The sequence below is a fragment of the Pseudomonas sp. 50_B genome (assembly GCF_017491625.1).
Taxonomy (GTDB): Bacteria; Pseudomonadota; Gammaproteobacteria; order Pseudomonadales; family Pseudomonadaceae; genus Aquipseudomonas; species Aquipseudomonas danubii.
The window spans coordinates 231,218-254,921 of the sequence record NZ_JAFGYX010000005.1; the positions used below are offsets into that span (position 1 = coordinate 231,218).

At 62.5% G+C, this 23,704-nt stretch carries 22 protein-coding genes; 8 read left to right on the plus strand and 14 right to left on the minus strand.

Features of this window, described 5'->3' with window-relative positions; all coding sequences use genetic code 11:
- Nucleotides 1-117: 117 nt before the first annotated feature.
- Genes plsB through J5M73_RS09630 form a run of 3 tightly spaced genes read left to right on the plus strand, consistent with a single transcriptional unit; the run spans nucleotide 118 to nucleotide 3,786 of the window.
- Complete coding sequence (plsB, locus tag J5M73_RS09620; RefSeq protein WP_102861351.1) at nucleotides 118-2,622, plus strand: glycerol-3-phosphate 1-O-acyltransferase PlsB; 2,505 nt, start codon at nucleotides 118-120, stop codon at nucleotides 2,620-2,622.
- Nucleotides 2,623-2,673: 51 nt separating this feature from the next.
- Nucleotides 2,674-3,072: a YbaY family lipoprotein gene (locus tag J5M73_RS09625; RefSeq protein ID WP_102861350.1), complete on the plus strand. Its 399-nt coding sequence runs from the start codon at nucleotides 2,674-2,676 to the stop codon at nucleotides 3,070-3,072.
- 24 nt (nucleotides 3,073-3,096) lie between these two features.
- A complete protein-coding gene (locus J5M73_RS09630; protein WP_025127623.1) occupies nucleotides 3,097-3,786 on the plus strand; it encodes a DUF4197 domain-containing protein in 690 nt (229 codons plus the stop codon).
- A gap of 366 nt (nucleotides 3,787-4,152) precedes the next feature.
- Here the strand turns inward: J5M73_RS09630 and J5M73_RS09635 are convergent, their stop codons facing one another.
- Together J5M73_RS09635 and J5M73_RS09640 are read right to left on the minus strand one after the other, a co-directional pair.
- Entirely contained in the window at nucleotides 4,153-7,209 is a 3,057-nt protein-coding gene (locus tag J5M73_RS09635) for an efflux RND transporter permease subunit (RefSeq protein WP_110596471.1), read from the minus strand.
- A 6-nt stretch (nucleotides 7,210-7,215) separates the two neighbouring features.
- Complete coding sequence (locus tag J5M73_RS09640) at nucleotides 7,216-8,304, minus strand: efflux RND transporter periplasmic adaptor subunit (RefSeq protein WP_102861348.1); 1,089 nt, start codon at nucleotides 8,302-8,304, stop codon at nucleotides 7,216-7,218.
- A 94-nt stretch (nucleotides 8,305-8,398) separates the two neighbouring features.
- On the opposite strand from J5M73_RS09640, the gene J5M73_RS09645 reads away from it, so the two are divergent.
- Complete coding sequence (locus J5M73_RS09645; RefSeq protein WP_102861347.1) at nucleotides 8,399-9,034, plus strand: TetR/AcrR family transcriptional regulator; 636 nt, start codon at nucleotides 8,399-8,401, stop codon at nucleotides 9,032-9,034.
- A gap of 147 nt (nucleotides 9,035-9,181) precedes the next feature.
- On the opposite strand, the gene J5M73_RS09650 is transcribed toward J5M73_RS09645, so the two are convergent.
- Entirely contained in the window at nucleotides 9,182-9,964 is a 783-nt protein-coding gene (locus J5M73_RS09650; protein WP_102861346.1) for a class I SAM-dependent methyltransferase, read from the minus strand.
- 93 nt (nucleotides 9,965-10,057) lie between these two features.
- Here J5M73_RS09650 and J5M73_RS09655 point away from each other — a divergent pair, with 93 nt between their 5' ends.
- A complete protein-coding gene (locus J5M73_RS09655) occupies nucleotides 10,058-10,675 on the plus strand; it encodes an energy transducer TonB (protein WP_102861345.1) in 618 nt (205 codons plus the stop codon).
- 9 nt (nucleotides 10,676-10,684) lie between these two features.
- On the opposite strand, the gene J5M73_RS09660 is transcribed toward J5M73_RS09655, so the two are convergent.
- The 7 genes from J5M73_RS09660 to ppc all read right to left on the minus strand — a co-directional run bounded on the left by J5M73_RS09660 (nucleotide 10,685) and on the right by ppc (nucleotide 17,939).
- The gene (locus J5M73_RS09660) at nucleotides 10,685-11,383 is read right to left on the minus strand and encodes an extensin family protein (RefSeq protein ID WP_207815507.1); all 699 of its coding nucleotides are present in this window, start codon (nucleotides 11,381-11,383) and stop codon (nucleotides 10,685-10,687) included.
- Nucleotides 11,384-11,396: 13 nt separating this feature from the next.
- Complete coding sequence (locus J5M73_RS09665; protein ID WP_102861343.1) at nucleotides 11,397-12,227, minus strand: isocitrate lyase/phosphoenolpyruvate mutase family protein; 831 nt, start codon at nucleotides 12,225-12,227, stop codon at nucleotides 11,397-11,399.
- A 33-nt stretch (nucleotides 12,228-12,260) separates the two neighbouring features.
- Complete coding sequence (locus J5M73_RS09670; protein WP_102861716.1) at nucleotides 12,261-13,121, minus strand: DUF72 domain-containing protein; 861 nt, start codon at nucleotides 13,119-13,121, stop codon at nucleotides 12,261-12,263.
- Nucleotides 13,118-13,420 carry a hypothetical protein gene (locus tag J5M73_RS09675; protein ID WP_102861342.1) on the minus strand — a complete coding sequence of 101 codons (303 nt, stop codon included), beginning with the start codon at nucleotides 13,418-13,420 and terminating at the stop codon, nucleotides 13,118-13,120. The genes J5M73_RS09670 and J5M73_RS09675 overlap by 4 nt, the downstream gene beginning before the upstream one ends.
- 186 nt (nucleotides 13,421-13,606) lie before the next feature.
- The gene (gene tsaB / locus J5M73_RS09680) at nucleotides 13,607-14,281 is read right to left on the minus strand and encodes a tRNA (adenosine(37)-N6)-threonylcarbamoyltransferase complex dimerization subunit type 1 TsaB (RefSeq protein ID WP_102861341.1); all 675 of its coding nucleotides are present in this window, start codon (nucleotides 14,279-14,281) and stop codon (nucleotides 13,607-13,609) included.
- Nucleotides 14,282-14,371: 90 nt separating this feature from the next.
- Nucleotides 14,372-15,019 (minus strand): adenylate kinase, encoded by a 648-nt coding sequence (adk, locus tag J5M73_RS09685; protein ID WP_102861340.1) that lies wholly within the window; start codon nucleotides 15,017-15,019, stop codon nucleotides 14,372-14,374.
- Nucleotides 15,020-15,308: 289 nt separating this feature from the next.
- Nucleotides 15,309-17,939: a phosphoenolpyruvate carboxylase gene (ppc, locus tag J5M73_RS09690; protein WP_102861339.1), complete on the minus strand. Its 2,631-nt coding sequence runs from the start codon at nucleotides 17,937-17,939 to the stop codon at nucleotides 15,309-15,311.
- Nucleotides 17,940-18,144: 205 nt separating this feature from the next.
- Between ppc and J5M73_RS09695 the strand changes: the two genes are divergently transcribed.
- From J5M73_RS09695 to J5M73_RS09705, 3 genes are all read left to right on the plus strand, one after another.
- Entirely contained in the window at nucleotides 18,145-18,489 is a 345-nt protein-coding gene (locus tag J5M73_RS09695; protein WP_060837735.1) for a hypothetical protein, read from the plus strand.
- A 284-nt stretch (nucleotides 18,490-18,773) separates the two neighbouring features.
- Nucleotides 18,774-19,187: a DUF4398 domain-containing protein gene (locus tag J5M73_RS09700; protein WP_016967758.1), complete on the plus strand. Its 414-nt coding sequence runs from the start codon at nucleotides 18,774-18,776 to the stop codon at nucleotides 19,185-19,187.
- A 50-nt stretch (nucleotides 19,188-19,237) separates the two neighbouring features.
- A complete protein-coding gene (locus J5M73_RS09705) occupies nucleotides 19,238-20,026 on the plus strand; it encodes an OmpA family protein (RefSeq protein WP_102861338.1) in 789 nt (262 codons plus the stop codon).
- A 112-nt stretch (nucleotides 20,027-20,138) separates the two neighbouring features.
- On the opposite strand, the gene J5M73_RS09710 is transcribed toward J5M73_RS09705, so the two are convergent.
- From J5M73_RS09710 to J5M73_RS09725, 4 genes are all read right to left on the minus strand, one after another.
- On the minus strand, nucleotides 20,139-20,465 hold the full coding sequence (locus J5M73_RS09710) for a hypothetical protein (RefSeq protein ID WP_016967760.1): 327 nt from the start codon (nucleotides 20,463-20,465) through the stop codon (nucleotides 20,139-20,141).
- Nucleotides 20,462-21,376 carry an alpha/beta hydrolase gene (locus tag J5M73_RS09715; protein ID WP_102861715.1) on the minus strand — a complete coding sequence of 305 codons (915 nt, stop codon included), beginning with the start codon at nucleotides 21,374-21,376 and terminating at the stop codon, nucleotides 20,462-20,464. The genes J5M73_RS09710 and J5M73_RS09715 overlap by 4 nt, the downstream gene beginning before the upstream one ends.
- A 53-nt stretch (nucleotides 21,377-21,429) precedes the next feature.
- Nucleotides 21,430-22,707, minus strand: a complete 1,278-nt coding sequence (locus J5M73_RS09720; RefSeq protein WP_102861337.1) for a flavohemoglobin expression-modulating QEGLA motif protein — start codon at nucleotides 22,705-22,707, stop codon at nucleotides 21,430-21,432.
- A 243-nt stretch (nucleotides 22,708-22,950) separates the two neighbouring features.
- Nucleotides 22,951-23,667, minus strand: coding sequence for a TetR family transcriptional regulator (locus J5M73_RS09725; RefSeq protein ID WP_102861336.1), 717 nt, complete (start codon nucleotides 23,665-23,667; stop codon nucleotides 22,951-22,953).
- Between the last annotated feature and the right edge of the window lie 37 nt (nucleotides 23,668-23,704).

Sequence of the window (23,704 nt, forward strand, 5' to 3'; positions counted from 1 at the left end):
AACTCTCAACTCAATCTTGTTTGGGTGCTTTTTTGCCGATTTTCGGCGAATCCGGCACACTACCGGCCCCGAGCAGGTGCTCGGTTTTGATTTCTTATTCACTCACGCAGAAGCCGTATGACCCGCTCCCCGATCCGTCGTCTTGTGTTTGGCACCTTGCGCCGCCTGCTGTACCTCTGGGTGCGCTCGGAAACCATCAACCAGTCGTCCTTCACCCTCGACCTCGACCGCAGCCGGCCGGTGTTCTACGTCCTGCAAAACCCATCCCTGACTGACCTCGCCGTGGTCGATACCGAATGCACCAAGGCCGGCTTGCCACGCCCGGTACTGCCGGTGTCGGTAGGCAACCTGCTGGAGCCCGCGGCGTTCTTCTACCTGACCCCGGAACCCGACTGGCTCGGTCGCCAGGACAAACGCGGCGCACCGCCAACCCTGACCCGACTGGTCAGCGCCCTGACCCAGAACGCTGCCGAAGATGCGCAGATCATTCCGGTCAGCGTGTTCTGGGGCCAGTCCCCGGACAGCGAGTCCAGCCCCTGGAAACTGCTGTTCGCCGACAGCTGGGCAGTCACCGGGCGCCTGCGCCGGCTGCTGAGCATCATGATCCTGGGGCGCAAGACCCGGGTGCAGTTCTCCGCGCCGATCAACCTGCGGGAACTGATCGAGCACAACAAGGGTCACGAGCGCACCGTGCGCATGGCCCAGCGCATCCTGCGGGTGCACTTTCGCAACCTCAAGGCCGCGGTCATCGGCCCGGACATTTCCCACCGGCGCAACCTGGTCAAGGGCCTGCTCAACCAGCCCCTGGTGAAACAGGCGATCCTCGACGAGGCCGAGCGCGAGAAGATCTCCCCGGAAAAGGCCAAGGCCCAGGCCCTGCGCTACGGCAATGAGATCGCCTCGGACTACACCTACACTGCAATTCGCTTCCTGGAAGTGGTGCTGAGCTGGTTCTGGAACAAGATCTACGACGGGATCAAGGTCAACCACCTCGAAGGCGTACAGAAAATCGCCCAGGGTCACGAAGTGATCTACGTGCCCTGCCACCGCAGCCATATCGACTACCTGCTGCTGTCCTACCTGCTGTTTCGCAACGGCCTGACGCCGCCGCACATCGCCGCCGGGATCAACCTCAACATGCCGGTGATCGGCAGCCTGCTGCGCCGCGGCGGGGCCTTCTTCATGCGCCGCACCTTCAAGGGCAACCCGCTGTATACCTCGGTGTTCAACGAGTACCTGCACACCCTGTTCACCAAGGGTTTCCCGGTGGAGTACTTCGTCGAAGGCGGCCGCTCGCGCACCGGGCGCATGCTGCAACCCAAGACCGGGATGCTGGCCATCACCCTGCGCAGCTTCCTGCGTTCCTCACGCATGCCCATCGTCTTCGTGCCGGTGTACATCGGCTACGAGCGGGTCCTGGAAGGCCGCACCTACCTGGGCGAACTGCGCGGCGCGAGCAAGAAGAAGGAGTCGATCTTCGACATCTTCAAGGTCATCGGTGCCCTCAAGCAGCGCTTCGGCCAGGTGGCGGTGAACTTCGGCGAACCGATCAAACTGGCGGAATTCCTCGACCAGGAACAACCGGACTGGCGCACCCAGGAGCTGGGCCCGCAATACCGCCCGGCCTGGCTCAACGAAACCACCAACCGCCTGGGCGAGCGGGTGGCCCAGCACCTCAATGAAGCCGCGGCGATCAACCCGGTGAACCTGGTGGCCCTGGCCCTGCTGTCCACCAGCCGCCTGGCCCTGGACGACCGAGCCATGGCCCGAGTCCTGGACCTGTACCTGGCGCTGTTGCGCCGCGTGCCCTACTCGCCCCACACCACCTTGCCGGAAGGCGACGGCCAGGCGCTGATCCAGCACGTCAAGGACATGAACCTGCTGGCCGAGCAGAACGACGCCCTGGGCAAGATCCTCTACCTGGACGAGCAGAACGCCGTCCTCATGACCTACTACCGCAACAACGTGCTGCACATCTTCGCCCTGCCGGCACTGCTGGCGAGCTTCTTCCAGAGTTCGTCGCGCATGAGCCGCGAACAGATCCTGCGCTACACCCGCGCGCTGTATCCCTACCTGCAGTCGGAGCTGTTCATTCGCTGGTCCCTGGAAGAACTGGACGGCGTGGTGGATCAATGGCTGGAGGCCTTCGTCGAACAGGGCCTGCTGCGCTTCGAGAAAGACCTGTACCTGCGCCCGGCGCCCAGCTCGCGGCATTTTGTCCTGCTGACCCTGCTGTCCAAGAGCATCGCCCAGACCCTGCAGCGCTTCTACATGGCCATTTCCCTGTTGCTCAACAGCGGCCAGAACAGTATCAGCGCCGAAGAACTGGAAGACCTGTGCACGGTCATGGCCCAGCGCCTGTCGATCCTGCATGGCCTCAATGCCCCGGAGTTCTTCGACAAGAGCCTGTTCCGCCACTTCATCCAGACCCTGCTGGATCAAGGCGTGCTGCGCCGCGACGAAGCCGGCAAGCTGAGCTACCACCCACTGCTGGGGGAACTGGCCGAGGGCGCAGCCAAACGGGTGCTGCCGGCGGAGATTCGCCTGTCGATCCGCCAGGTCGCCCTGCACCGCAGCGAAGATGCCGCCGACCAGCTCGCGACACCGGCGCAAAGCGACTAGATTCTTATCGGCGCCGCAGAACCTGCGGCGCCCTCGATACGGAGATCCGTCATGAAAAAACTCACCCTGCTGGCAGCCACTGCGCTGCTTGGAGCCTGCCAGGCCATGCAACCCGCAGCCAAGGCCAGCCTCGACGGCGAAGTCTTCTATCTGCAACGCATCGCCCTGCCGCCTGCCGCCACCTTGAGCGTGAGCCTGCAGGACGTCTCCCTGGCGGACGCTCCGGCGGTGGTCCTGGCCGAGCAGAGTGGCCCGGTCAAAGGCCAGGTGCCGCTGCCCTTCCACCTCAGCTACGACCCGGCCCAGGTCAAGCCCGGCCACCGCTACGCGGTCAGTGCGCGGATCGAACTGGACGGCAAGCTGATGTTCATCACCACCGAACACAACGGGGTCAACCTCGACGGCAAAGATCCCCAGCCGTTGAAACTCCGTGTCGACGCTGTACGTTAATTTTCATTGCCCAAGGAAGCCGCCATGCTCCGTACCTCGCTCCGTTTCACCAGCCTGTGCGCTGGCCTGCTGATCTCCGCCAGTGCCCTGGCCCTGTCCCTGAGCGACCTGTCCCAGGGCGACGCCAGCGGTGGTCTCAAGGACGCCCTGACCCAAGGCGCACAGATCGCCGTCAAACAGCTGGGAACACCCGGCGGGTTCAGCAACAACCCCGATGTGCGTATCGAACTGCCGGGCAACCTCGGCAAAGTCGCGAAGAAAATGAAACAGTTCGGCATGGGTGATCAGGTCGATCAGCTGGAAACCAGCATGAACAAGGCCGCTGAGGCCGCCGTGCCGCAAGCGCAGGCACTGCTGGTGGACGCGGTGAAGAAGATGACCGTGGCCGACGCCAAGGGCATTCTCGCCGGTGGCAAGGACTCCGCCACCCAGTATCTGGACAAGAGCAGCCGCGAACAGATCCGCGCCAAGTTCCTGCCTATCGTCAAGCAAGCCACCGATCAGGTCGGCCTGGCCAAGCAGTACAACTCCTTCGCCGGCCAGGCCGCGACCCTGGGTGTGCTGGATGCCAAGAGCGCCAACATCGAAAGCTACGTGACCGAGCAAGCCCTCAATGGCCTGTTCGAAATGATCGGCAAGCAGGAAGAAACCATTCGCCAGAACCCGGCCGCTGCGGCCACCAGCCTGGCCAAGAAGGTCTTCGGCACCCTCTGATCCGCCCTACGGCCTTGCCCACTGCTTAGCGGGCAAGGCCGCGAGTGCCGGCAAAAATACAGCAGGTTGCCCTGACGGTGCAGGTCCCATTGACTCTTGGGCAAGCCCCGCAGCTCCTACTGAAGGCAGACTCCCTGGCTAGGGGGCAGCCCCCGGATGAAATGCCAGAGCTGGCGGTCCGGCCATGGCGCCCCCTGCGGCCTGCTGTCCATTGACGACCTTGCGCTCCAGGCCTGCTCCCCCTAAGTCCCAGGCAACAGATGTTCGAAGAGCACGCTGCCCAATTGCTGGAAAACCTGCACTGCTGAAAAACCAGGCCGGGTAATCTCTACCCGGCCCAGGTTGATGCCTTGCGAGTTGCTCGGATCAGTCCTTCCTGACCCGGAACCAGGCCGCATACAGCGCTGGCAGAAACAGCAGGGTCAAGACCGTGGCGATAATCAGGCCGCCCATGATGGCCACCGCCATCGGCCCGAAGAACACACTGCGCGACAGCGGAATCATCGCCAGTACCGCCGCCAGGGCAGTCAGCACGATGGGACGGAAACGCCGCACAGTGGCTTCGATGATCGCATCCCAGGGACGCAGGCCAGCCTTGATGTCCTGTTCGATCTGGTCCACCAGGATCACCGAGTTGCGCATGATCATCCCGGACAGGGCAATGGTGCCGAGCATGGCCACAAAGCCGAAGGGCTGGCGGAACACCAGGAGGAACAGGGTGACCCCGATCAGCCCCAGGGGCGCGGTGAGGAACACCATGGCGGTGCGCGAAAAACTGCGCAGCTGAATCATCAGCAAGGTCAGCACTACCACGATGAACAGCGGCACGCCGGCCTTCACCGAGTTCTGGCCACGGGCCGAATCCTCGACAGTGCCGCCCACCTCCAGCAAGAAGCCGTCCGGCAGTTCGGCACGGATCGGCTCCAGGGTCGGCAGAATCTGCTGCACCAACGTCGCCGGTTGTTCCTTGCCGTAGATATCGGCACGCACAGTGACGTTGGGCAGGCGATTGCGGTGCCAGATCACCCCTTCCTCGAAGCCGTACTCCAGGGTCGCGACCTGGGACAGCGACACGCTCTGCCCGTTGTCGGTGGGCACTGCCAGGCTTGGCAGCAAGGCCAGCTCTGTGCGCTCCTGCTGGGTTCCGCGCAGGAGAATCTCGATCAGTTCGTTGTCCTCACGGTACTGGCTGACGGTGGAACCGATCAGCGAGCTCTGCAGGAACTTCGACAGGTTGGCGGTGCTGACACCCAGCGCCCGAGCCCGGTCCTGATCGATATTCAGGTAGACCACCTTGCTCGGCTCCTCCCAGTCCAGGTGAACGTTGACCACATGGGGGTTCTCCCGCACCTTGGCCGCCACCTTGCGCGCCAGGGCGCGAACCTCCTCGATGTGCTCGCCTGTGACCCGGAACTGCACCGGGTAACCCACTGGCGGACCGTTCTCCAGGCGCGTGACCCGAGAGCGCAAGGCCGGGAACTGTTCATTGAGGGTCGCGATCAGCCAACTGCGCAGGCTCTCCCGCTCCTCGATGGTCTTGGCCAGCACCACGAACTGGGCAAAGCTGGTGGCCGGCAGTTGCTGGTCCAGCGGCAGATAGAAACGCGGCGAACCGGTCCCCACGTAAGCCACGTAGTTGTCGATGCCTGGGTGGTCCTTGAGCATCGCCTCCAGGCGCTTGACCTCATCGGCGGTGTTGCTCAGGGAAGCACCTTCGGCCAGTTTCAGGTCGACCATCAATTCCAGGCGGCCCGAGGCCGGGAAGAACTGCTGCGGGACAAAACGGAACAGCATCACCGAACCGACGAACGCCAGGATGGTCAGGACGATCACGGTCTTGCGCCGCTCCACGCACCAGCCCACCACCCGGCGCACGCGCTGGTAGAAAGGCGTGCCGTGGGGATTGGACTCGGCGCCGTGCTTGGCGGCGTGGATCTTGGCCAGGTCCGGCAGGAGCTTTTCCCCCAGGTAGGGAACGAAGACCACGGCGGCAATCCACGACGCCACCAGGGCAATGGTCACCACCTGGAAGATCGAGCGGGTGTACTCGCCGGTGCCGGACTGGGCCGTGGCAATCGGCAAAAAGCCCGCTGCGGTAATCAGGGTGCCGGTGAGCATGGGAAAGGCGGTACTGGTCCAGGCAAAGCTGGCGGCCTTGATCCGGTCGAACCCCTGCTCCATCTTGATCGCCATCATCTCCACCGCAATGATCGCGTCATCCACCAACAGCCCCAACGCCAGCACCAGCGCGCCCAGGGAAATCTTGTGCAGGCCTATCCCCAGGTAGTACATGGTGGCGAACGTGATCGCCAGCACCAAGGGAATCGCCAGGGCCACCACCATGCCGGTGCGCACACCCAGGGAGAAGAAACTCACCAGCAGGACAATGATCAGGGCCTCGGCCAGCACCCGGACAAACTCGCCGACCCCGGTTTTCACCGCCGCCGGCTGATCGGACACCTTGCGCAACTCCATCCCCGCCGGCAGGCTTTTCTGCAGGCGGGAGAACTCGCCTTCCAGGGCCTTGCCCAACACCAGGATGTCGCCGCCGTCCTTCATCGCCACGGCCAGGCCGATGGCGTCTTCCCCCATGAAACGCATGCGCGGTGCCGGTGGATCATTGAAGCCGCGACGCACATCCGCCACATCACCGATGCGGAAGGTGCGATCGGCGACCCGGATCGGGAAATTGCGGATCTGCTCCACCGTCTGGAAGTTGCCGGATACCCGCAATTGCACCCGCTCGCTGGGGGTCTCGAAGAACCCCGCAGTGGACACCGCGTTCTGCTCCTCCAGCGCCTTTTGCACCGCTGCCAGGGGCAGGCCCAGGGTTGCCAGCTTGACGTTGGATAGCTCGATCCAGATCTTTTCGTCCTGCAGGCCCAGCAGATCGACCTTACCCACGTCCTTGACCCGCTGCAGTTGGATCTGGATACGGTCGGCATAGTCCTTGAGCACGGCGTAGTCGAAGCCCTGCCCTGTCAGCGCATAGATATTGCCGAAGGTCGTACCGAATTCATCGTTGAAGAAGGGTCCCTGGATGCCCGGCGGCAAGGACTGGCGAATGTCACTGATCTTCTTGCGAACCTGATACCAGAGTTCGGGAATCTCGTTGGAGTGCATCGAATCCCGGGCAATGAAGGTCACCTGGGATTCCCCGGGGCGGGAGAAGGAAACGATGCGATCGTACTCGCCGGTTTCCATGAGTTTCTTTTCAATGCGCTCGGTGACCTGGCGCGACACTTCCTGGGCCGTGGCCCCCGGCCAGTTGGTGCGGATCACCATGGCCTTGAAGGTGAAAGGCGGGTCTTCGCTCTGGCCCAACTTGGTGTAGGACAGCGCACCGACAATGGCCAGCAACAACATCAGGAACAGGACGATCTGGCGATTGCGCAACGCCCATGCAGAAAGGTTGAAACCCATCGGGGACTACTCCTTGACCGCCAGATTGACCACACGGTTGGAGCGATCCACCGGGCGCACCTGCAAGCCCTCATGGAGCACATGCACCCCGGCTGCCACCACCCAATCGCTGGCGCTCAAACCTTCGAGCACCGGCACTGTCTTCTCACCGAAGGCACCGACCCGTACCGGCGTCTTGTGCAAGGTGTTGTTGGCATCGACTCGCCAAACGTAGGTCGCGCCCCCTTCGGCAGTCAGCGCCGACAACGGCACCGACAGCGACAGCGCATCAGCGCTCTGGATGAACACCCTGGCGCTCTGGCCCAACTCCGCCGGAACCTCGCCGGCACTGAAGGCAATGCGTGCGGCAAAGGTCCGGGACTTGGGATCAGCAGCCGGGGACAGCTCGCGGATGCGCCCGTCGAAACGTTGGCCCGGCTGGGTCCAGAGTTCCACCGAGACTGGCTGGCCGACCTTGAAGCGACCGTAGTTCTGCTCGGGGAAGCTGATCAGCACCTCACGCTCACCGTCAGTGGCCAGGGTAAAGACCGTCTGCCCGGCCGCCACCACTTGCCCCACTTCCACTGCGCGCTTGGCTACCACGCCATCCTGCGGGGCACGCAGCACGGCATAACCGGCCTGGTTGTTGGCCACATCGAACTCGGCCTTGATCTGCTTCAGGCGTGCTTCACCAGCTCGGTAGAGGTTTTCGGCGTTGTCGTATTGGGAATGGCTGACCATCTGCCGCTCCAGCAGGGTCTTGTAGCGATCACGCTCGGCGCGCACCAGATTGAGGTTGGCAGTGGCCGCCGTGACCTGGGCCCGAGTGGCCTCCAGTTGCAGACGAACATCCTGGGGATCGAGTTCGGCCAGGGGCTGATTGGCCTTGACCCGCTCGCCCTCTTCCACCAGTCGTCGACTGACCTTGCCACCGATACGAAACGCCAGGTCGGGTTCGTAGCGGGCTCGCACCTCGCCCGGATAACTGTCCGAAACCCGCGCCGAAGGCTCTGGCTGGACCACCATGGCCGGTCGGACGCCAATTTGAACGGGCTCTTCGTGCCCACAAGCAGACAGAAAAAAAGCCAGGCTGACTGGCAAGGCATAGCGGAACATGGCGGCGACCTTTCGCTAATGGTGCTTGGAATAATTATACTGGCCGGTATGTTATTAATAGCAAACTCACCAGTCCAGTATTAACAGCGAAAAAATGTCCGACAATCACTCCGCAAACGTTGGGCCAGGCAGGCCCAAGGATCTGGCCAAGCGCCAGGCCATTCTCGAAGCAGCGAAAAACCTGTTTCTGAGCAATGGCTACGCCAGTACCAGCATGGATGCGGTCGCCGCCGAAGCCGGCGTTTCAAAACTCACGGTCTATAGCCATTTCAACGACAAAGAGACCCTGTTCACCGCCGCCGTGGTGGCCAAGTGCGAAGAGCAGCTGCCCACGCTGATCTACGAACTGACGCCCGACACACCGGTGCGAGGCGTCCTGTTGAACATCGCACGAGGCTTTCATCAGCTGATCAACAGCGACGAGTCGGTGAACCTGCATCGCTTGATCATGGCCCTGGGCAATCAGGATCCCAAGCTCTCGCAAATGTTCATTGAGGCCGGCCCCGAACGCGTACTGCAGGGTATGGAACGGCTGCTGGGGCGAATCAATCAGTTGGGCACCTTGCACATCGACAAGCCGCGCAATGCCGCCGAGCATTTCTTCTGCATGCTCAAGGGCGGGGCGAACTTCCGCCTGCTCTATGGTTGCGGCGAGCCCTTGAGAGGCCCCGCTGCGGAAGAGCACGTGCAAGAAGTGGTGGATCTGTTCATGCGCGCCTACCGGCCATAGAAACCGGCATGCGCGGGAGCAAGCTGGTGTAGGAGCTGGCTTGCCAGCGAAGAGGCCTGAGATCGCCTTCGCCGGCAAGCCGGCTCCTCCAACCAGGAGCCCGCCCCTGAAACCGCTTTTGCCAGCAAGCCGGCGCCTACATCGGGTTCAGGCCTTGAGGGCCTTCTTCGGGTAGATATCGTAGCGACTGGATTTGCCTTCCAGTCCATGGCTTGGCTTCGGCCCTTCAATGCACGGTGCCTTGCGCGGGCGCTTGACCACCACTCGATGACTGGCCAGGGCCAGGGCTGCGGCCAGCAGTGCCGGAGCGTCATTGTCGTCCCCCACCAACGGCCGGAACAGACGCATTTCCTTTTTCACCAAGGCGCTTTTCTCCCGATGGGGAAACATCGGATCGAGGTAGATCACCTGAGGCGGCTCGCCCTCCCAGTTGCGCATCAGCTCGATGGAGTTGCCCTTGAGCAAGTGCATGCGGGCAACGATAGGTGCCACCTCGGCGTCCAGCGCCCCCCGGGCCAACCCGTCCTCCAGCAGCGCACCAATCAATGGCTGGCGCTCGATCAGACTCATCTCACAGCCGAGGGTAGCCAGGACAAACCCGTCCTTGCCCAAGCCTGCCGTGGCATCCAGCACCCGTGGCCGCACGCCCTGAGCAACGCCCACCGCCTTGGCAATCATCTGCCCGCTGCCACCACCGTACAGCCGCCGGTGGGCCGCTCCACCTTCAACAAAGTCCACCCGCACCGGTCCTGGTGCATCGGCGCCCAGCTGCTGCAATTGCAGCCCCTGCTCACCCACCTGCAGGGCAAACTCGGCCTCGTCGATCTGCAACGGCAGTCCCAGGCGTTGTGCCCATTGCTGAGCCTGCGGCGCGAATCCAGCGTCCAGGGCCTCGACTTTGATGCGGCAGGCCGCGGGTTGCTCATTCATCTGAAAACACACTCAAAAAATTAATGATCGGCAAAAACTGCCGATAACAGAACTATCGGCCATTTTGCCAGAGCTCAGCGTCGACCGAGAGCAATGTCAGACATTCAACGCACATCGATAGGTTATATCTCTCGCCACGGCGACTATGGCCTACGCAACTCCCAGGCACTGAGCGGCGTCAGCCATCTGTGGCAGGACTTCTTTGCCCAGGCCCTGGCCGAGCAACAGGGAGAAGGCACGAGCGTTGAAGGGCTGCCCGCCGTGGCCATCGATGGTCCCGTGGAACCGGTTGGCGGCACCGATGTACTGACGCAGATCGTCAACCAGCGCCATTGCGATATTCAGGACACCGAGATTCGTCCCCCTGAACCGCTGTTCCTGCCGATCGCCGAATTCGAAATGGAACTGTTGGACAAGCCGGCTCCGCCCTTCCCGCCGGAAGAAATCGTTGCCCAGCAACGTCAGCAGGACTTTGAGAGTGGCTGGGTCCGCCCGATCGTGCTCAATGCCGGTCAGCCGCTGCCGGCCCCCGGCCCGGCGCCGGAACCACGTCCGCTGCACCTGCCCATCGCCGAATTCGAACTGGACCTGCTGGATAAACCGGCCGAACCGTTCCCGCCGCAGGAGCTTATCGAGCAACAGCGGCAGATGGACTTCGACATCGGCTGGGCACGTCCACTGATTCTGCAGAACCTGCGCATCGCCGCCTGAGCCGGCTCCTCAGCGACATATCCACCAAGGCCCTACATCCAGATGAAAATGGTTGCGATGAGCGCTGTTGTAATCCGGCCCCAGCACCACATTGAATGCATCGCAGGCACCGTCCCGGGCCAGCCGCAAAAAACGTCCCGCATCGCTGTCCTTCGGCCAATCCTTGAGCACACTGATGCTGCGCCCGTCCGCCAGTCGAAAACCGGCAATGTCCAGGGCGTTGGCACTGGCGTGCTGACTGCGAGCACCATTCTCACGACTGTACATGTTGCGGCAGGCAAAACTGCCCAGATGATCGACCCGCGCCACGCGCTGCCCATACACCGCCTGTGCCGCGGGCTGCAGCCCGTGGCGCTCATAAAGGGCAAAGGCCACCGCCAGTGGGCAACTGGCAAGGAAGCTGCTGCTCAAGGCGACATCACTACCTTGCACGCGCAAGGTATTGCTCAATGGGCAGGCCACATCACCACGACTGTCGGGCTGGCGACTGGTGCGCAGGCCAGAGCGGCCAAGCACCTCGTCGCACAGCTGCGGATCGTCCCGCAGCCGCGCCAGCTTGAAGCGGGTCAACAGATTCGGCTTGGCCCTTACATCCAGCGGCGCCCAAGGGTTCCAGGCATCCGCCAGCGGCACCCAGCCCAGGCGTATACCGATCAACAACAAGGCGCCCAGCAACAACAGGACGCCCAGAATTCTCACCACCCGCACAGAATGTCCCGCTTTATGGCTGTTTGAACAATTGATTGATCTGCCGAAACGGCATCGCACGATCAGCAAAATCAAAGCGACCATGCTCGCGGATATCCTCCGCAGCCCGGTAGAAAGCACCGTAGGCGGCCCGGGCCAGGGCCGAACCGACACTGATGCGCTTGACCCCCAGCTCCGCCAGTTGCGCCACGCTCAGGTTGAGGCTACCAGACATCAGCACGTTCACCGGCTTGGGCGCCACAGCCCGTACCACCTGCACAATCTCCTCGGCGCTGCGCAGGGCCGGAGCATAGAGTACATCGGCACCGGCTTCGGCAAAGGCCTGCAAGCGGCGAATGGTGTCCGGCAGATCATCACGACCGTGGAGCAGGTTCTCCGCCCGGGCAGTCAGGATGAAGGGGAATGGCAAGCTGCGCACGGCGGCAGCACAAGCCTCGATACGCTCCACCGCCAGGTTGAAGTCATAGATAGGGTCGTCGGCGCGACCGCTGGCGTCCTCGATCGAGCCTCCAACCACACCACTGGCTGCCGCCAACAACAGCGCTTGGGCGCAACCTTCAGGACTGTCGGAAAAACCGTTTTCCAAGTCCACCGCCACCGGCAGGCTGCTGGCACCGACTATGACCCGCACATTGTCCAGGGTGTCTTCCAGGCTGACGGCGCCCTCGGCATCCGGGCGCCCCAGGGAGAAGGCATAACCGGCGCTGGTGGTGGCCAGGGCCTCGAACCCGAGACCGGCCAGCATCTTCGCGGAACCGGCATCCCAGGGGTTGGGTATGACAAAGGCGCCGGCACGTTCATGCAGGGCCTTGAAGGCATTGGCTCGAAGGGTTTGCGCGTCCATTTGCTCGCTCCAGAAGAAGGCAATGAAGACGCCTCAGAGCAAGCCGAGCTGCTCCGCGGCGGGCTCTCTGTATAACTCAGGCAACGCGGGCAAGCCAGGCAAACGTTGCATCAGCTGGCCATGAAAACGGCGGGCCAGTTCAGCGGCCAGTCGGTTGTCCGAGGTATGCAGGAAGACATAAGGGGTACGCCCCTCTTCGATCCAGCCGGCGACCTTGTCGATCCAGGGCACGAGAAATGGATCGTTGGCCTCAAGCTCCGGATGACCGATGAAGCGCACTTGCGGAAACTGGGTGAACGCCGCAGGTCGCGGCGGCACCTTGGGCTTTTTCGACTGGGCGTGCAGCACCGCGGGAGCAGTGGACGTGCAACTGAACAAGGCCCGTGGATCAAGGCAGATACGCTCGACGCCACGCTCACGCAACAGTCGGTTGAGCATGCGCTCCGCATCGCCTTTGGCAAAGAACTCCGGATGCCGGACCTCCACCGCCAGCGGCCGCTCCAGGCCCTCGATAAAGCCCGCCAATTCCCCCAGACGCTGCGGGGCGAAGCTGGCCGGCAATTGCAGCCACAGGGGCGACACACGTTCCCCCAGGGGGCTGAGCAACTGGATAAAGGTCTGGGCAGCGCTCAGTTGTTCGCGCAGGTCACCGCCGTGGCTGATGTCACCGGGAAACTTGGCGGTGAAACGAAAGTGCTCGGGCATGATCTGGGCCCAGCGCTGCACAGTGCCGGGCGCGGGCCGTGCATAGAAGGTGGTGTTGCCTTCAACGGCATTGAAGACCTGGGAGTACAGGCCAAGGAAATCAGTGGGTCGCGCATCCTCCGGGTACAGGTACTCACGCCAGGCGTTTTCGCTCCAGGAAGGACAACCCAGGAAATAAGGCAGCATCAGATGTACAGGTCGAGCCCTACCACTTCCAGATCCCAATCGACAAAGCCGGCGGTGGTCAGGTAGCTGGCCAGGGCATTGGCCACGCTCTTTTTCATCGCGCGCTGAAAGATCATGTCCTGAGGACGGGCGGGGAGATTACCGGTGCGGGGGGCAGATGCCTGGGAACGGCTTTGAGTCGAAGGTTCGGACTGGACTTCAATGGCGTCGTCATCGTCCAGAGACTCGTCTACCAGCGCCGGGCCTTTACGAGGCTTGCGCTTGATGGGGTAGGACTGAGAGGAGATGCCGTCTATGCGCATACTGAAAAGCCCGGGGTCAATGATGGCAATTTAGCGGCACCGCTTCGACTTAGCAAATGCCCAAGTGATAACTAGAACACAGAAAAGCCAAAAGGTTTAAACCCGAGCAGAATCGACTCCGAAAACCAGACGATTGGCCGGTTTACACCGAAAAAATCTGAACCCCCGCAAACACTTGGACAACCCTCAACGGGCTTTGGGCGTGGCCACCTTGTCGCGCAGATAGACCGGTTGTGCGTCGTCGGCAACTATCGCTTCGCCCCGCTCCCAGGCAAATTTCGCCAGGGTCAGCAGGTCTTCGGCGTGGGGCAGCATGCCCGCGTCCTGACCACTGAGAGGGACCGCGATGCGCTCGCCATACCCCCAGCCGGTGCCCGCGCCGAACCAGTCGCCGCTGGCCCCTTCCGGCAAGGTCGCGACTTCCGGCGGCAGCACCGCTTCGGCGCCCACCAGACGCATCTCGCCAGCCGTTTCCCGGTAGCAGCCCCAATAGACTTCATCCATGCGCGCATCGATGGCCGAGGCCACCTGGGTCGCACCGTGCTCACGCAAGGCGCGCTGGGCCAGCACCGCCAGGTTGGACACCGGCAGCACCGGACGCTCCAGGGCGAAGGCCAACCCCTGCACCACGCCAATGGCGATCCGCACGCCGGTGAAAGCGCCGGGGCCACGGCCAAAGGCAATCGCATCCACCGCCTGCAAGGTAGTGCCGGCATTGGCCAGCAGCTCCTGAATCATCGGCAACAGCTTCTGCGCATGCAGGCGGGGAATCACCTCGTAATGGCTCGTAACCTTGCCGTCATGCAGCAAAGCAACGGAGCAAGCTTCAGTCGCGGTGTCCAGGGCCAGCAAGGTGCTCATCGGGGGTTCCATCGGCATTGAAAAAAGTGACGCATTATAAACAGCAACGGCCCGCAAGCGGGCCGTTGAACGATCAAACGATCAGGCAACTCAGCTCAGGGCTTCGAGCACCTTGGCGGTGATCACTTCCACCGAACCCACGCCAGGGATATGGCTGTACTTCGGTTTGCCTTGAGCCGCGGCCAGTTGCTGGTAGAACTCCACCAGCGGCTTGGTCTGGGAGTGATAGACCGACAGGCGATGACGCACGGTTTCTTCGGTGTCGTCCTTGCGCTGCACCAGGTCTTCACCGGTGATGTCGTCCTTGCCGGCAATCTTCGGCGGGTTGTAAACGGTGTGGTAGACCCGGCCCGAAGCTTCGTGCACCCGGCGGCCGGCAATACGCTGGACAATCTCTTCGTCGTCAACAGCGATTTCTACTACGTTGTCCAGCTCAACACCGGCTTTGACCAACGCTTCGGCCTGAGGAATGGTGCGCGGGAAGCCGTCGAACAGGAAGCCATTAACGCAGTCGGCCTGGCTGATGCGTTCCTTGACCAGGTTGATGATCAGGTCATCGGACACCAGGCCACCACTGTCCATCACGCTCTTGGCCTTCAGGCCCAGCTCGGTGCCGGCCTTGACCGCAGCACGCAGCATGTCGCCGGTGGAGATCTGTGGAATGCCGAACTTTTCGGTGATGAACTTTGCCTGAGTACCTTTACCGGCCCCGGGAGCTCCCAGCAGAATTACGCGCATCGATGTGCTCCTCAATTTTTTATTTAGAAACGCTCGGATTCGCCTCGTGGGGCCAATCTCAAAAATAGGATAGTGGCCGCCCAAACGGCCAAAGGCTGATCAAGATACACAGCCGACACAGCGCACACAAGCAGTCGAAAGTCGGAGGAACCCGGCCCTTTTGTGCCCCATCGGCACGGTAGAACAAGTCGCAACCCCATAACAAAGTGTCGCCAGATGAATCTGAGCGACACCTTGGGATTGTCCCGATCAGGGCCGTGCCAAAGCAGGCCGACAGCCCTCTGCAACCTCAGCCGGTATTGCGCAAACCGGCGGCGATACCCGCTACGGAGACCAGCAGCGCCTGTTCCAGGGGGCTTCCTTGCGGCGCCTCCTGTTTGCGCGAGCGCGCCAGCAACTCCGCCTGCAACAGATGCAGCGGGTCGAGGTAGGTATTGCGCAGGCGGATGAACTCCAGGGTGTCGGGGCTGTGGGCCAGCAGTTGCGACTGCCCGGTCAGGCCCAGGACCACCGCGCAGGCCTGCGACAATAGGTCGCGTAAATGCGCACCCAATGGCAGCAGTTCCGCTTCCACCAGGCGCTCGTCATAAGAACGGGCAATATCGGCATCGGCCTTGGCCAGGACCATCTCCAGCATGTCGATGCGAGTGCGGAAAAACGGCCATTGCTCACGCATCTGCCCCAGCAACTCACCCTCGCCTCGGGCCAGCGCCTTGCTCAAGGCCGCTTCCCAGCCGAGCCATGCCGGCAGCATCAGGCGGGTCTGAGTCCAGCCGAAGATCCATGGGATAGCCCGTAGGCTTTCAATGCCACCGGCACGGCGCTTGGCCGGCCGACTGCCCAGGGGCAGGCGTCCCAGCTCCTGCTCCGGGGTGGACTGGCGGAAGTACTCGACAAACTGCGGGTTGTCCCGCACCACCGCGCGATAGGCCTGGACCCCGTCGCTGGCCAGCTCGTCCATCAGGTGACGCCAGGCTGGCTCCGGAGGCGGCGGCGGCAGCAAGGTGGCTTCCAGTACCGCAGCCAGATAGAGGTTGAGGTTCTGCTCGGCAATGTCCGGCAGGCCGAATTTGAAACGGATCATTTCCCCCTGCTCGGTGGTGCGGAAGCGCCCCGCCACCGAACCCGGAGGCTGCGACAGAATCGCCGCGTGGGCCGGACCGCCGCCGCGACCCACAGTACCGCCGCGACCATGGAACAACAGCAGCTCCACCTGTTGCTCACGGCAGATATCCACCAGCCGTTCCTGCGCCCGATATTGCGCCCAGGCCGCAGCAGTGGTCCCGGCATCCTTGGCCGAGTCGGAATAACCGATCATCACTTCCTGAGGCCCTTGCAGGCGTGAGCGATAGCCCGGCATGTGCAGCAGTTTTTCCATCACCGGCCCGGCGTTGTCCAGGTCCGCCAGGGTTTCGAACAACGGCACCACACGCATCGGCCGCAGCACCCCAGACTCCTTGAGCAGCAACTGCACCGCCAGTACATCGGAGGCCGCGCCCGCCATGGAAATCACGTAGGAACCCAAGGAAGCCGCCGGGGCGACGGCGATCTCGCGACAGGTAGCAAGCACCTCCGCCGTGTCAGCCGAGGGTTTGAAATAACCCGGCAGCAAGGGACGGCGACTGCTCAGCTCGCGCATCAGGAAGCTGATGCGATCTTCCTCGCTCCAGTCCTCATAGCGGCCCAGGCCCAGATAGTCGGTGATCTCGGTCATGGCCGAGGTGTGCCGACTGGAGTCCTGACGCACATCGAGACGCACCAGGAACAGGCCGAACGTCACCGCCCGCCGCAAGCAATCGAGCAATGGGCCATCGGCGATCACCCCCATCCCGCATTCATGCAGCGACTGGTAGCACAGCTGCAGCGGCTCCAGCAGGTCGCGGTTGTTCTGCAATACCTCGGCCCCCGCCGGCACCGGAGCGCCAAGCGCCGCGTGCGCCCAGTTACGGGTGGCCCGCAGACGCTCGCGCAATTGCTTGAGCAACGCCCGATACGGCTCGGCACTGTCCCCGGCCCTGGCCAGCAAGGCCGCATTGGCCTGTTGCATGGACAGTTCGGCGGCCAGGTGATCGACGTCCCGCAAGTACAGGTCGGCAGCCATCCAGCGCGCCAGCAACAGTACCTCCCGGGTCACGCTGGCAGTGACATTGGGGTTGCCGTCCCGGTCGCCGCCCATCCACGAAGCGAAGCGGATCGGTGCCGATTCCAACGGCAGGTGCAGCCCGGTAGCCTCGAACAATGCCTTGTCGGCCTTGCGCAGGTAGTTGGGAATGGCCTGCCACAAGGAGTGCTCGATCACCGCGAAACCCCATTTGGCCTCATCCACCGGCGTCGGCCGAGTACGGCGGATTTCCTCGGTGTGCCAGGCTTCGGCAATCAAGCGCTGCAGGCGTTCCTGGATCTGCCCGCGCTCGGCGCTGGTGAGATCGCGATGGTCCTGGGCCGCCAGTTGCCCGGCGATGGCATCGTATTTCTGAATCAGGGTGCGGCGCGCCACTTCGGTGGGGTGAGCGGTGAGCACCAGCTCGATCTCCAGGCGCCCCAACTGCCGGGCCAGAGCATCGGCAGAATGCCCTGCAGCCCGCAGCCGGGCCAGCAGCTCCGGTAGTACCCGGGCCTCGAATGGCGCCGGCTGCGACTCGTCGCGGCGGTGGATCAACTGATACTGCTCGGCAATGTTCGCCAGGTTGAGGAACTGGTTGAAGGCCCTGGCCACCGGAAGCAGTTCGTCCTCGCTCAACTGGTCGAGGCTGGCACTCAATTCGACCCCGGGCGAGCCCCGTCGATCGGCCTTGGCGCCCTTGCGAATCTGCTCGATCTTGTCGAGGAAAGCCTCCCCGTACTGATCACGGATGGTATTGCCCAACAGTTCTCCCAAGAGGTGAACGTCTTCGCGCAAGCGCGCATCAATATCGGTCATCGAGGTGTTCTCCAGCAGACTCAAGGCGGCACGGAAGGCTCAAGAGTGCCGCTTGCACGCCTGCCTTAGCAAGCGTGCAACCTCACCCCGGGCCAACCCTGGCCGATGGGACTAGTCTCAAGGGTAGGCCGCACAAGGGCCACGCACCGGCTCCGGCCGGTTACTCAACCCAACCTGCCACAAGCAGGCGTTCATCGAGGTCAACATGAAAATCCGTGAACTGGCACAACATTGGGAAGAAAACGCCAAGGGGCGCCTGAGCAAAACCGCCTACCGGATTCACCTGGACGTGGAAGCCGCCGCCCGCCTGGCCGCCCTCTCCGAGATGTACCCCAAACGCCAGACCGAGGAACTGCTCGGCGAACTGATCGGCGCCGCCCTGGAAGAGCTGGAAGCCAGCTTCCCCTACATTCAGGGTCGGCAGGTGGTGGCCACCGACGAGGAAGGCGATCCGCTCTACGAGGATATCGGTCCGACCCCGCGTTTCCTGGCCCTGTCACGCCAGCATCTGCAGCTCATGGCCAGCCAGTCCGACAAGCCCAAACACTGAGTCGGCGCCCTCTCCAACTCCCGTTGAACTTCATCGTCCCCGGCCCTGAACAGGGCCGGGGATACCCCGCTGCACGGCAAAAGTTCCCGATTTAGAGCCTTGTCCGAGTCGTCAGTTTTTTTCCGGCCAATCGCCATCTTTCTCTGAACTATTCAAAAAAGCCTCGGGTCACACCCAGTAGCCATCACTGGAACGGCCGTTTCAAATTTTGCCATCAGCGCCCGTCACTCAGCGTCACGGCGCCAGGACCGGGATGGATATTGATGTTTTTCAGGAGTTACCCAATGGAGTTGAAGACCATGAAGATCAGCACTGCCAAATCCTCGTTCACCTCTCTGCGCGGGCTGAAACTGGCCGCGCTGGCCCTCGGTAGCAGCATGGTACTGGCCGGTTGTGCCGGTAACCCGCCTTCCGAGCAGTACGCGGTCACGCAATCTGCGGTCAACAGCGCAGTGAGCGCAGGCGGCACCGAATTCGCCGCCGTGGAAATGAAGTCGGCCCAGGACAAGCTCAAGCAAGCCGAGATTGCCATGCACGACAAGAAGTACGACGAAGCCCGTCGCCTGGCTGAACAAGCCGAGTGGGATGCCCGTGTCGCCGAACGCAAGGCCCAGGCCGCCAAGGCCGAACAGGCGCTGAAAGATTCGCAGAAAGGCGTTCAGGAACTGCGTCAGGAAGGTATGCGCAGCGTGCAGTAAGCCGCCGCCGATTCCCACGTACTCGTATTTGATTGAAAGGACGAACCATTATGCGCAAACAAGTGATGATCCCTGCCCTGTTGGCCATGAGCGTAGCCCTGGCGGCCTGCTCCACCCCGCCTAACGCCAACCTGGAAAACGCCCGGACCAACTTCTCCGGCCTGCAAGCCAACCCGCAGGCAAGCAAGGTCGCGGCCCTGGAAACCAAGGACGCCGCCGACTGGATGGACAAGGCCGACAAGGCCTACCTGAACAAGGAAGACGAGAAGAAGGTCGATCAACTGGCCTATCTGACCAACCAGCGGGTTGAAGTGGCCAAGGAAACCATTGCCCTGCGCACCGCCGAAGCCAAGCTCAAGGACGCCGGCGACCAGCGTGCCCGCGCCATCCTCGAAGCCCGTGACGCGCAGATCAAGCAACTGCAGGACAGCCTCAACGCCAAGCAGACCGATCGCGGCACCCTGGTGACCTTTGGTGACGTGCTGTTCGCCACCAACAAGTCCGACCTGAAGTCCAGCGGCCTGGTGAACATCAACAAGCTGGCGCAATTCCTCCAGCAGAACCCGGACCGCAAGGTGATCGTCGAAGGCTACACCGACAGCACCGGCAGCGACTCCTACAACCAGTCCCTGTCCGAGCGCCGTGCCGGCTCGGTGCAGATGGCCCTGATCCGCATGGGCGTCGATCCGGCGCGTATCGTCAGCCAGGGTTACGGCAAGGAGTATCCGGTGGCCGATAACGGCAGCGTTTCCGGTCGTGCCATGAACCGTCGTGTGGAAGTGACCATTTCCAACGACAACCAGCCGGTAGCGCCACGTTCGGCCATCAGCCGCAACTGATGGAGCGCCCTGCTTATATAGGCAGGTAAAACCAAACGCCGCCGACCTCTTCAGGTCGGCGGCGTTTTTTTATGCGGTTATCCAGATGGGAACCGGCTGGCCGGCAAACCGATCACTGCTGCAGTTGCGGCGTCTCTTGCCCCATGCAGCGCACGGCTTGCTTCTTCTTGTTCACCAGCACCCCGGTCAAGCCCTTCTGCTGAGTGTCGAACAACACCAGCACGCCATCGATGCACTGGGCCACTTCATCGGCCGGTTGCAGGGAGATCTTGTAGTCCTCGCCGGGCACGGTCTTGAGCATGGTGAAGTCGCTGAGCAGCAGCGCGTCCTCCGGTTTGGCGAAGTGCAGGTAGCCGTAGTACCACAGGCTGCCCACGGTAACGATGATGCTGCAGATACCGGTGATGATCATGGGAATGGCGTTGCGTTCTTCACTCATTGCGGACTCTCTGGAGGTTCAACTGCTGAATTCGGCGTCGCCGGGTAGTTGGGGATTTCCCCCAGGCGGCGCAACCCGTCGAAATGCTGCGGATCGTCGAGGTAGCGCAGCATCACGCGGCGCCAGGTCGGATCGGCAAAGGTTTGCACATGGCCGCCGCGGGTCAGTTGCAGGACCCGCGGCGGCGGCGCAGCTTGATACACCCGGATGCCGTTGGAAAGAGGCACGATCGGATCATCGATGCTGTGGTAGATGAGTTTCGGCACCCCGGTCAGGCGCGGCAGCAGGTGAACCGCGCTGTCGGCGTCTGGCACCAGCCACGACAAAGGCACCTGCAACGGCCAGGTCAGCCAGGACGTGCTCAAGGCATAACGCCCGACATCACGGTAGCTGGCCGGCACGCCGTCGAGGACGATGGCCTTGAGTTGGGCCTGACGCTCGGGGTGCTCCACCAGATAATGAATGGCCAGGGCACCGCCAAGGCTTTGTCCGAGGACGATCAAGGGTTTGCCTTGAACCTCCGGGGCCTGGTCCAGCCACTTGAACGCGGCATCGACGTCCTGGTAGATCGCCGGCAGGCTCGGCGCACCTTCGGACAAGCCATAGCCGCGATAGTCCACCAGCAGCACCTGATAGCCCTGCTCCGGCAACCACCAACTGCCCCCCAGGTGCCAGGCCAGGTTGCCGCCGTTGCCGTGCAGGTGCAGCACCGTGCCCTTGACGGTCACCCCCGGTTTGGCCGGCAGCCACCAGCCGTGCAGCTTGAGGCCGTCGGCGGTGCTCAGGGTAATGTCACGGTATTCGAGCTTGGCCCGTTCGGGCGTAAAGGGCAGCCCGGGCTCGGGATAGAACAGCAACGAGCTGCAGCCGGTGAGGCACAGCAGCAACGTCAGGGCGGCCAACAAACGCATCATCGGCCCATCCGTGTATCTATGAATACGTCCATGTGCGCCCCCGGAAAAATTCAAAGGATATTGGAGTAGTCCGCCTCGATCCGATCCAGGCTCAGGTGGTTGAGGAAGTTGGAGAAACACATCCACGCCGACAGCGCATTCATGTCGCGGAACTGGTCGGGCAGGTACTTGGGTGGCACCACCAGGCCTTCATCCACCAGTTGGCGCAAGGTTCGCATGTCTTCCAGGGTGGTCTTGCCGCAGAACAGCAAGGGGATCTGTTCCAGCTTGCCCTTGCGCACAGCCAGCTGAATGTAGTTGTAAACCATGATGAAGCCCTTGAGATAGGACAAGTCTTTGGTAAACGGCAGCCCGTTGGGCACCGAACCGCGGAACACCCGGCTGGCGTTGCCGTAGCTCTCGGCCATCTCGAAACCCTGCTCACGGAAGAACTCGAACACCTGCAGAAAGTCCGCGCCCTCCTCCACCATGTGGATGGCTCGGGTGCGGTTGGTCAGCTTGCGCAGGCGGCTGGGGTAGGAGGCAAAGGTGATGATCTCCATCAGGATCGCCAGGCCTTCCTGGGTCACCGTGGACGACGGCGGGCCCTTGGCCAGGAAGGTGCAGATCGGCTGGTTCAACCCGTTGAGGGTGGTGCCCACATGCACCAACCCCTCATGGACTTCCAGCGCCCGCACGTCCCGATTGTTGAACATCGCATCGCTGCGGATCTTGATGTAGTCGGCGCCCGCTGCCGCGTCGGCGACAATGCCATCGGACTCGAATACGCGGATGGTTTCCTCGGCCTCGCCGAACACTTTGTTCAACCGGCTTTGCAGCAGGCTCACCGCTTCCTTGGCACTGAGAGTCTTGGGTTCGTCCTTGAGATCGCCACGCCCGTCGATGTTGTTCAGGTAGTCGGACATCATCAGCCCGAGGTCCGCCAGAGTCGGATCACCGGCGTGGAAGGCGTCGGACGCGGCGCCGTAAAGCTCCTGGGAAATCAGCCCGAAATCAGCGGTCCCCCGGGCTTCGAGCATGCGCACCACCATGCGGTATTCCTTGCACATGCGGCGCATGATCTGCCCCACCGGGTTGAACTGGCCCAACTGGCGGGTGATGTCACGCTCAATGTTCTGGAACTCCAGTTTCACCGCGCCAGAGTCAAAGGACAGCGGTCGCCCTTCGTAATAGGCGCGGTCCACCGCCGGCATTTCCTTGCCCTTGGCCTTGAGAAAGCCCTTGCGGATGTTCTCGTCCCACTTCACCGCATCCAGCACCCGGATCGGTGTCTGGGCCAGCACTATGCGATCGGACAAAGTGCGTATCGTCTGCTGGTAATCGTCCACCCGAAACTCCTATTGAATGGGTCTGTAGCGCGGGGTCACTTGCCCAGCAATTGGGCAGGCGCCGTCTGTTCAGCCGGCAGCGGGTCCTTGAAGAGCATCTGGCAACCGCTGAGCAGCAGGAACGACGGGGCAATCAGAATGCGCCAGGCTTGCATGCAACTCTCCTTTGAACACCAGAATGACTGTAGCCCCTGGCGTGGGCCCCGGCCGACAGGCCGCAGCCAGTCAGCCGTGTGGGGCGCGTCAGACCGAAGCCAGAACCAGATGCATGTAGCGGGTGAGAATGCCGAGCATCTCTTCCTCCGCCAGCGGCTCAGCGCCGTTGAGCAGGCCCTGATACTCCATCCGGCCGATTATAGACGTCAACACCTTGGCATCCTGCTGCGGCTCCCGCGAGCCCAAGACCTCAAAGAACTGACAGGTGCCGTGGAGCAGGATCTGCTGGTGCGAACGCACCAGCTGCGCCAGGCGCGGGTTGAGCAAGGCTTCCTGGCGGAAGGCCTGCTCGGCCATCAGGTGCTCACGGCGGGTGCTCAACTGGCGCTGCACATAGTCGGCGGTCAGCCGTGCGATGTCGTCGGCCAGCTGCGAGCGAGACGCCGGACTGCCATCACCGTAGGCGACCATTTCCCGCAGCAACCCTTCGTTGTTGGCCCACAGCTTGCCCATGAACGCCGCGCTGCGTTCCACATACTGAGCGAAGGTATCGGTGAGCAGGTCATCGATATCCTTGAAGTAATAGGTGGTGGCCGACAAGGGCACACCGGCTTCGGCGGCCACCGCGCGATGGCGCACGGCCCGCACGCCGTCACGCACCACAATGCGCATGGCGGCATCAAGAATGTCCTGTCTACGCTGCTCACTGCCCTGCCGGCTGGCCTTGCGCCCCTGGTACTGAACACTTTCAGCCACCGCAGTGGCTATGCCGGCTGCACCTTCTTGAGCAATTGCGCGGTTCACGACAGATATTCCCTCTTGAAAATCACACAGAATTAGA

Bases quoted from the DNA above. Each gene is read 5' to 3' on its own strand.
- J5M73_RS09695 (WP_060837735.1), top strand. From the start codon at position 18,145: ATGAAAATCCGTGAACTGGCACAACATTGGGAAGAAAACGCCAAGGGG.
- J5M73_RS09700 (WP_016967758.1), top strand. From the start codon at position 18,774: ATGGAGTTGAAGACCATGAAGATCAGCACTGCCAAATCCTCGTTCACC.
- J5M73_RS09650 (WP_102861346.1), bottom strand. From the start codon at position 9,964: ATGAATGAGCAACCCGCGGCCTGCCGCATCAAAGTCGAGGCCCTGGAC.
- J5M73_RS09710 (WP_016967760.1), bottom strand. From the start codon at position 20,465: ATGAGTGAAGAACGCAACGCCATTCCCATGATCATCACCGGTATCTGC.
- ppc (WP_102861339.1), bottom strand. From the start codon at position 17,939: ATGACCGATATTGATGCGCGCTTGCGCGAAGACGTTCACCTCTTGGGA.
- J5M73_RS09645 (WP_102861347.1), top strand. From the start codon at position 8,399: ATGTCCGACAATCACTCCGCAAACGTTGGGCCAGGCAGGCCCAAGGAT.
- J5M73_RS09635 (WP_110596471.1), bottom strand. From the start codon at position 7,209: ATGGGTTTCAACCTTTCTGCATGGGCGTTGCGCAATCGCCAGATCGTC.
- J5M73_RS09655 (WP_102861345.1), top strand. From the start codon at position 10,058: ATGTCAGACATTCAACGCACATCGATAGGTTATATCTCTCGCCACGGC.
- J5M73_RS09625 (WP_102861350.1), top strand. From the start codon at position 2,674: ATGAAAAAACTCACCCTGCTGGCAGCCACTGCGCTGCTTGGAGCCTGC.
- adk (WP_102861340.1), bottom strand. From the start codon at position 15,019: ATGCGCGTAATTCTGCTGGGAGCTCCCGGGGCCGGTAAAGGTACTCAG.
- J5M73_RS09715 (WP_102861715.1), bottom strand. From the start codon at position 21,376: ATGCGTTTGTTGGCCGCCCTGACGTTGCTGCTGTGCCTCACCGGCTGC.
- J5M73_RS09675 (WP_102861342.1), bottom strand. From the start codon at position 13,420: ATGCGCATAGACGGCATCTCCTCTCAGTCCTACCCCATCAAGCGCAAG.
- J5M73_RS09665 (WP_102861343.1), bottom strand. From the start codon at position 12,227: ATGGACGCGCAAACCCTTCGAGCCAATGCCTTCAAGGCCCTGCATGAA.
- J5M73_RS09705 (WP_102861338.1), top strand. From the start codon at position 19,238: ATGCGCAAACAAGTGATGATCCCTGCCCTGTTGGCCATGAGCGTAGCC.
- J5M73_RS09640 (WP_102861348.1), bottom strand. From the start codon at position 8,304: ATGTTCCGCTATGCCTTGCCAGTCAGCCTGGCTTTTTTTCTGTCTGCT.
- plsB (WP_102861351.1), top strand. From the start codon at position 118: ATGACCCGCTCCCCGATCCGTCGTCTTGTGTTTGGCACCTTGCGCCGC.
- J5M73_RS09630 (WP_025127623.1), top strand. From the start codon at position 3,097: ATGCTCCGTACCTCGCTCCGTTTCACCAGCCTGTGCGCTGGCCTGCTG.
- tsaB (WP_102861341.1), bottom strand. From the start codon at position 14,281: ATGAGCACCTTGCTGGCCCTGGACACCGCGACTGAAGCTTGCTCCGTT.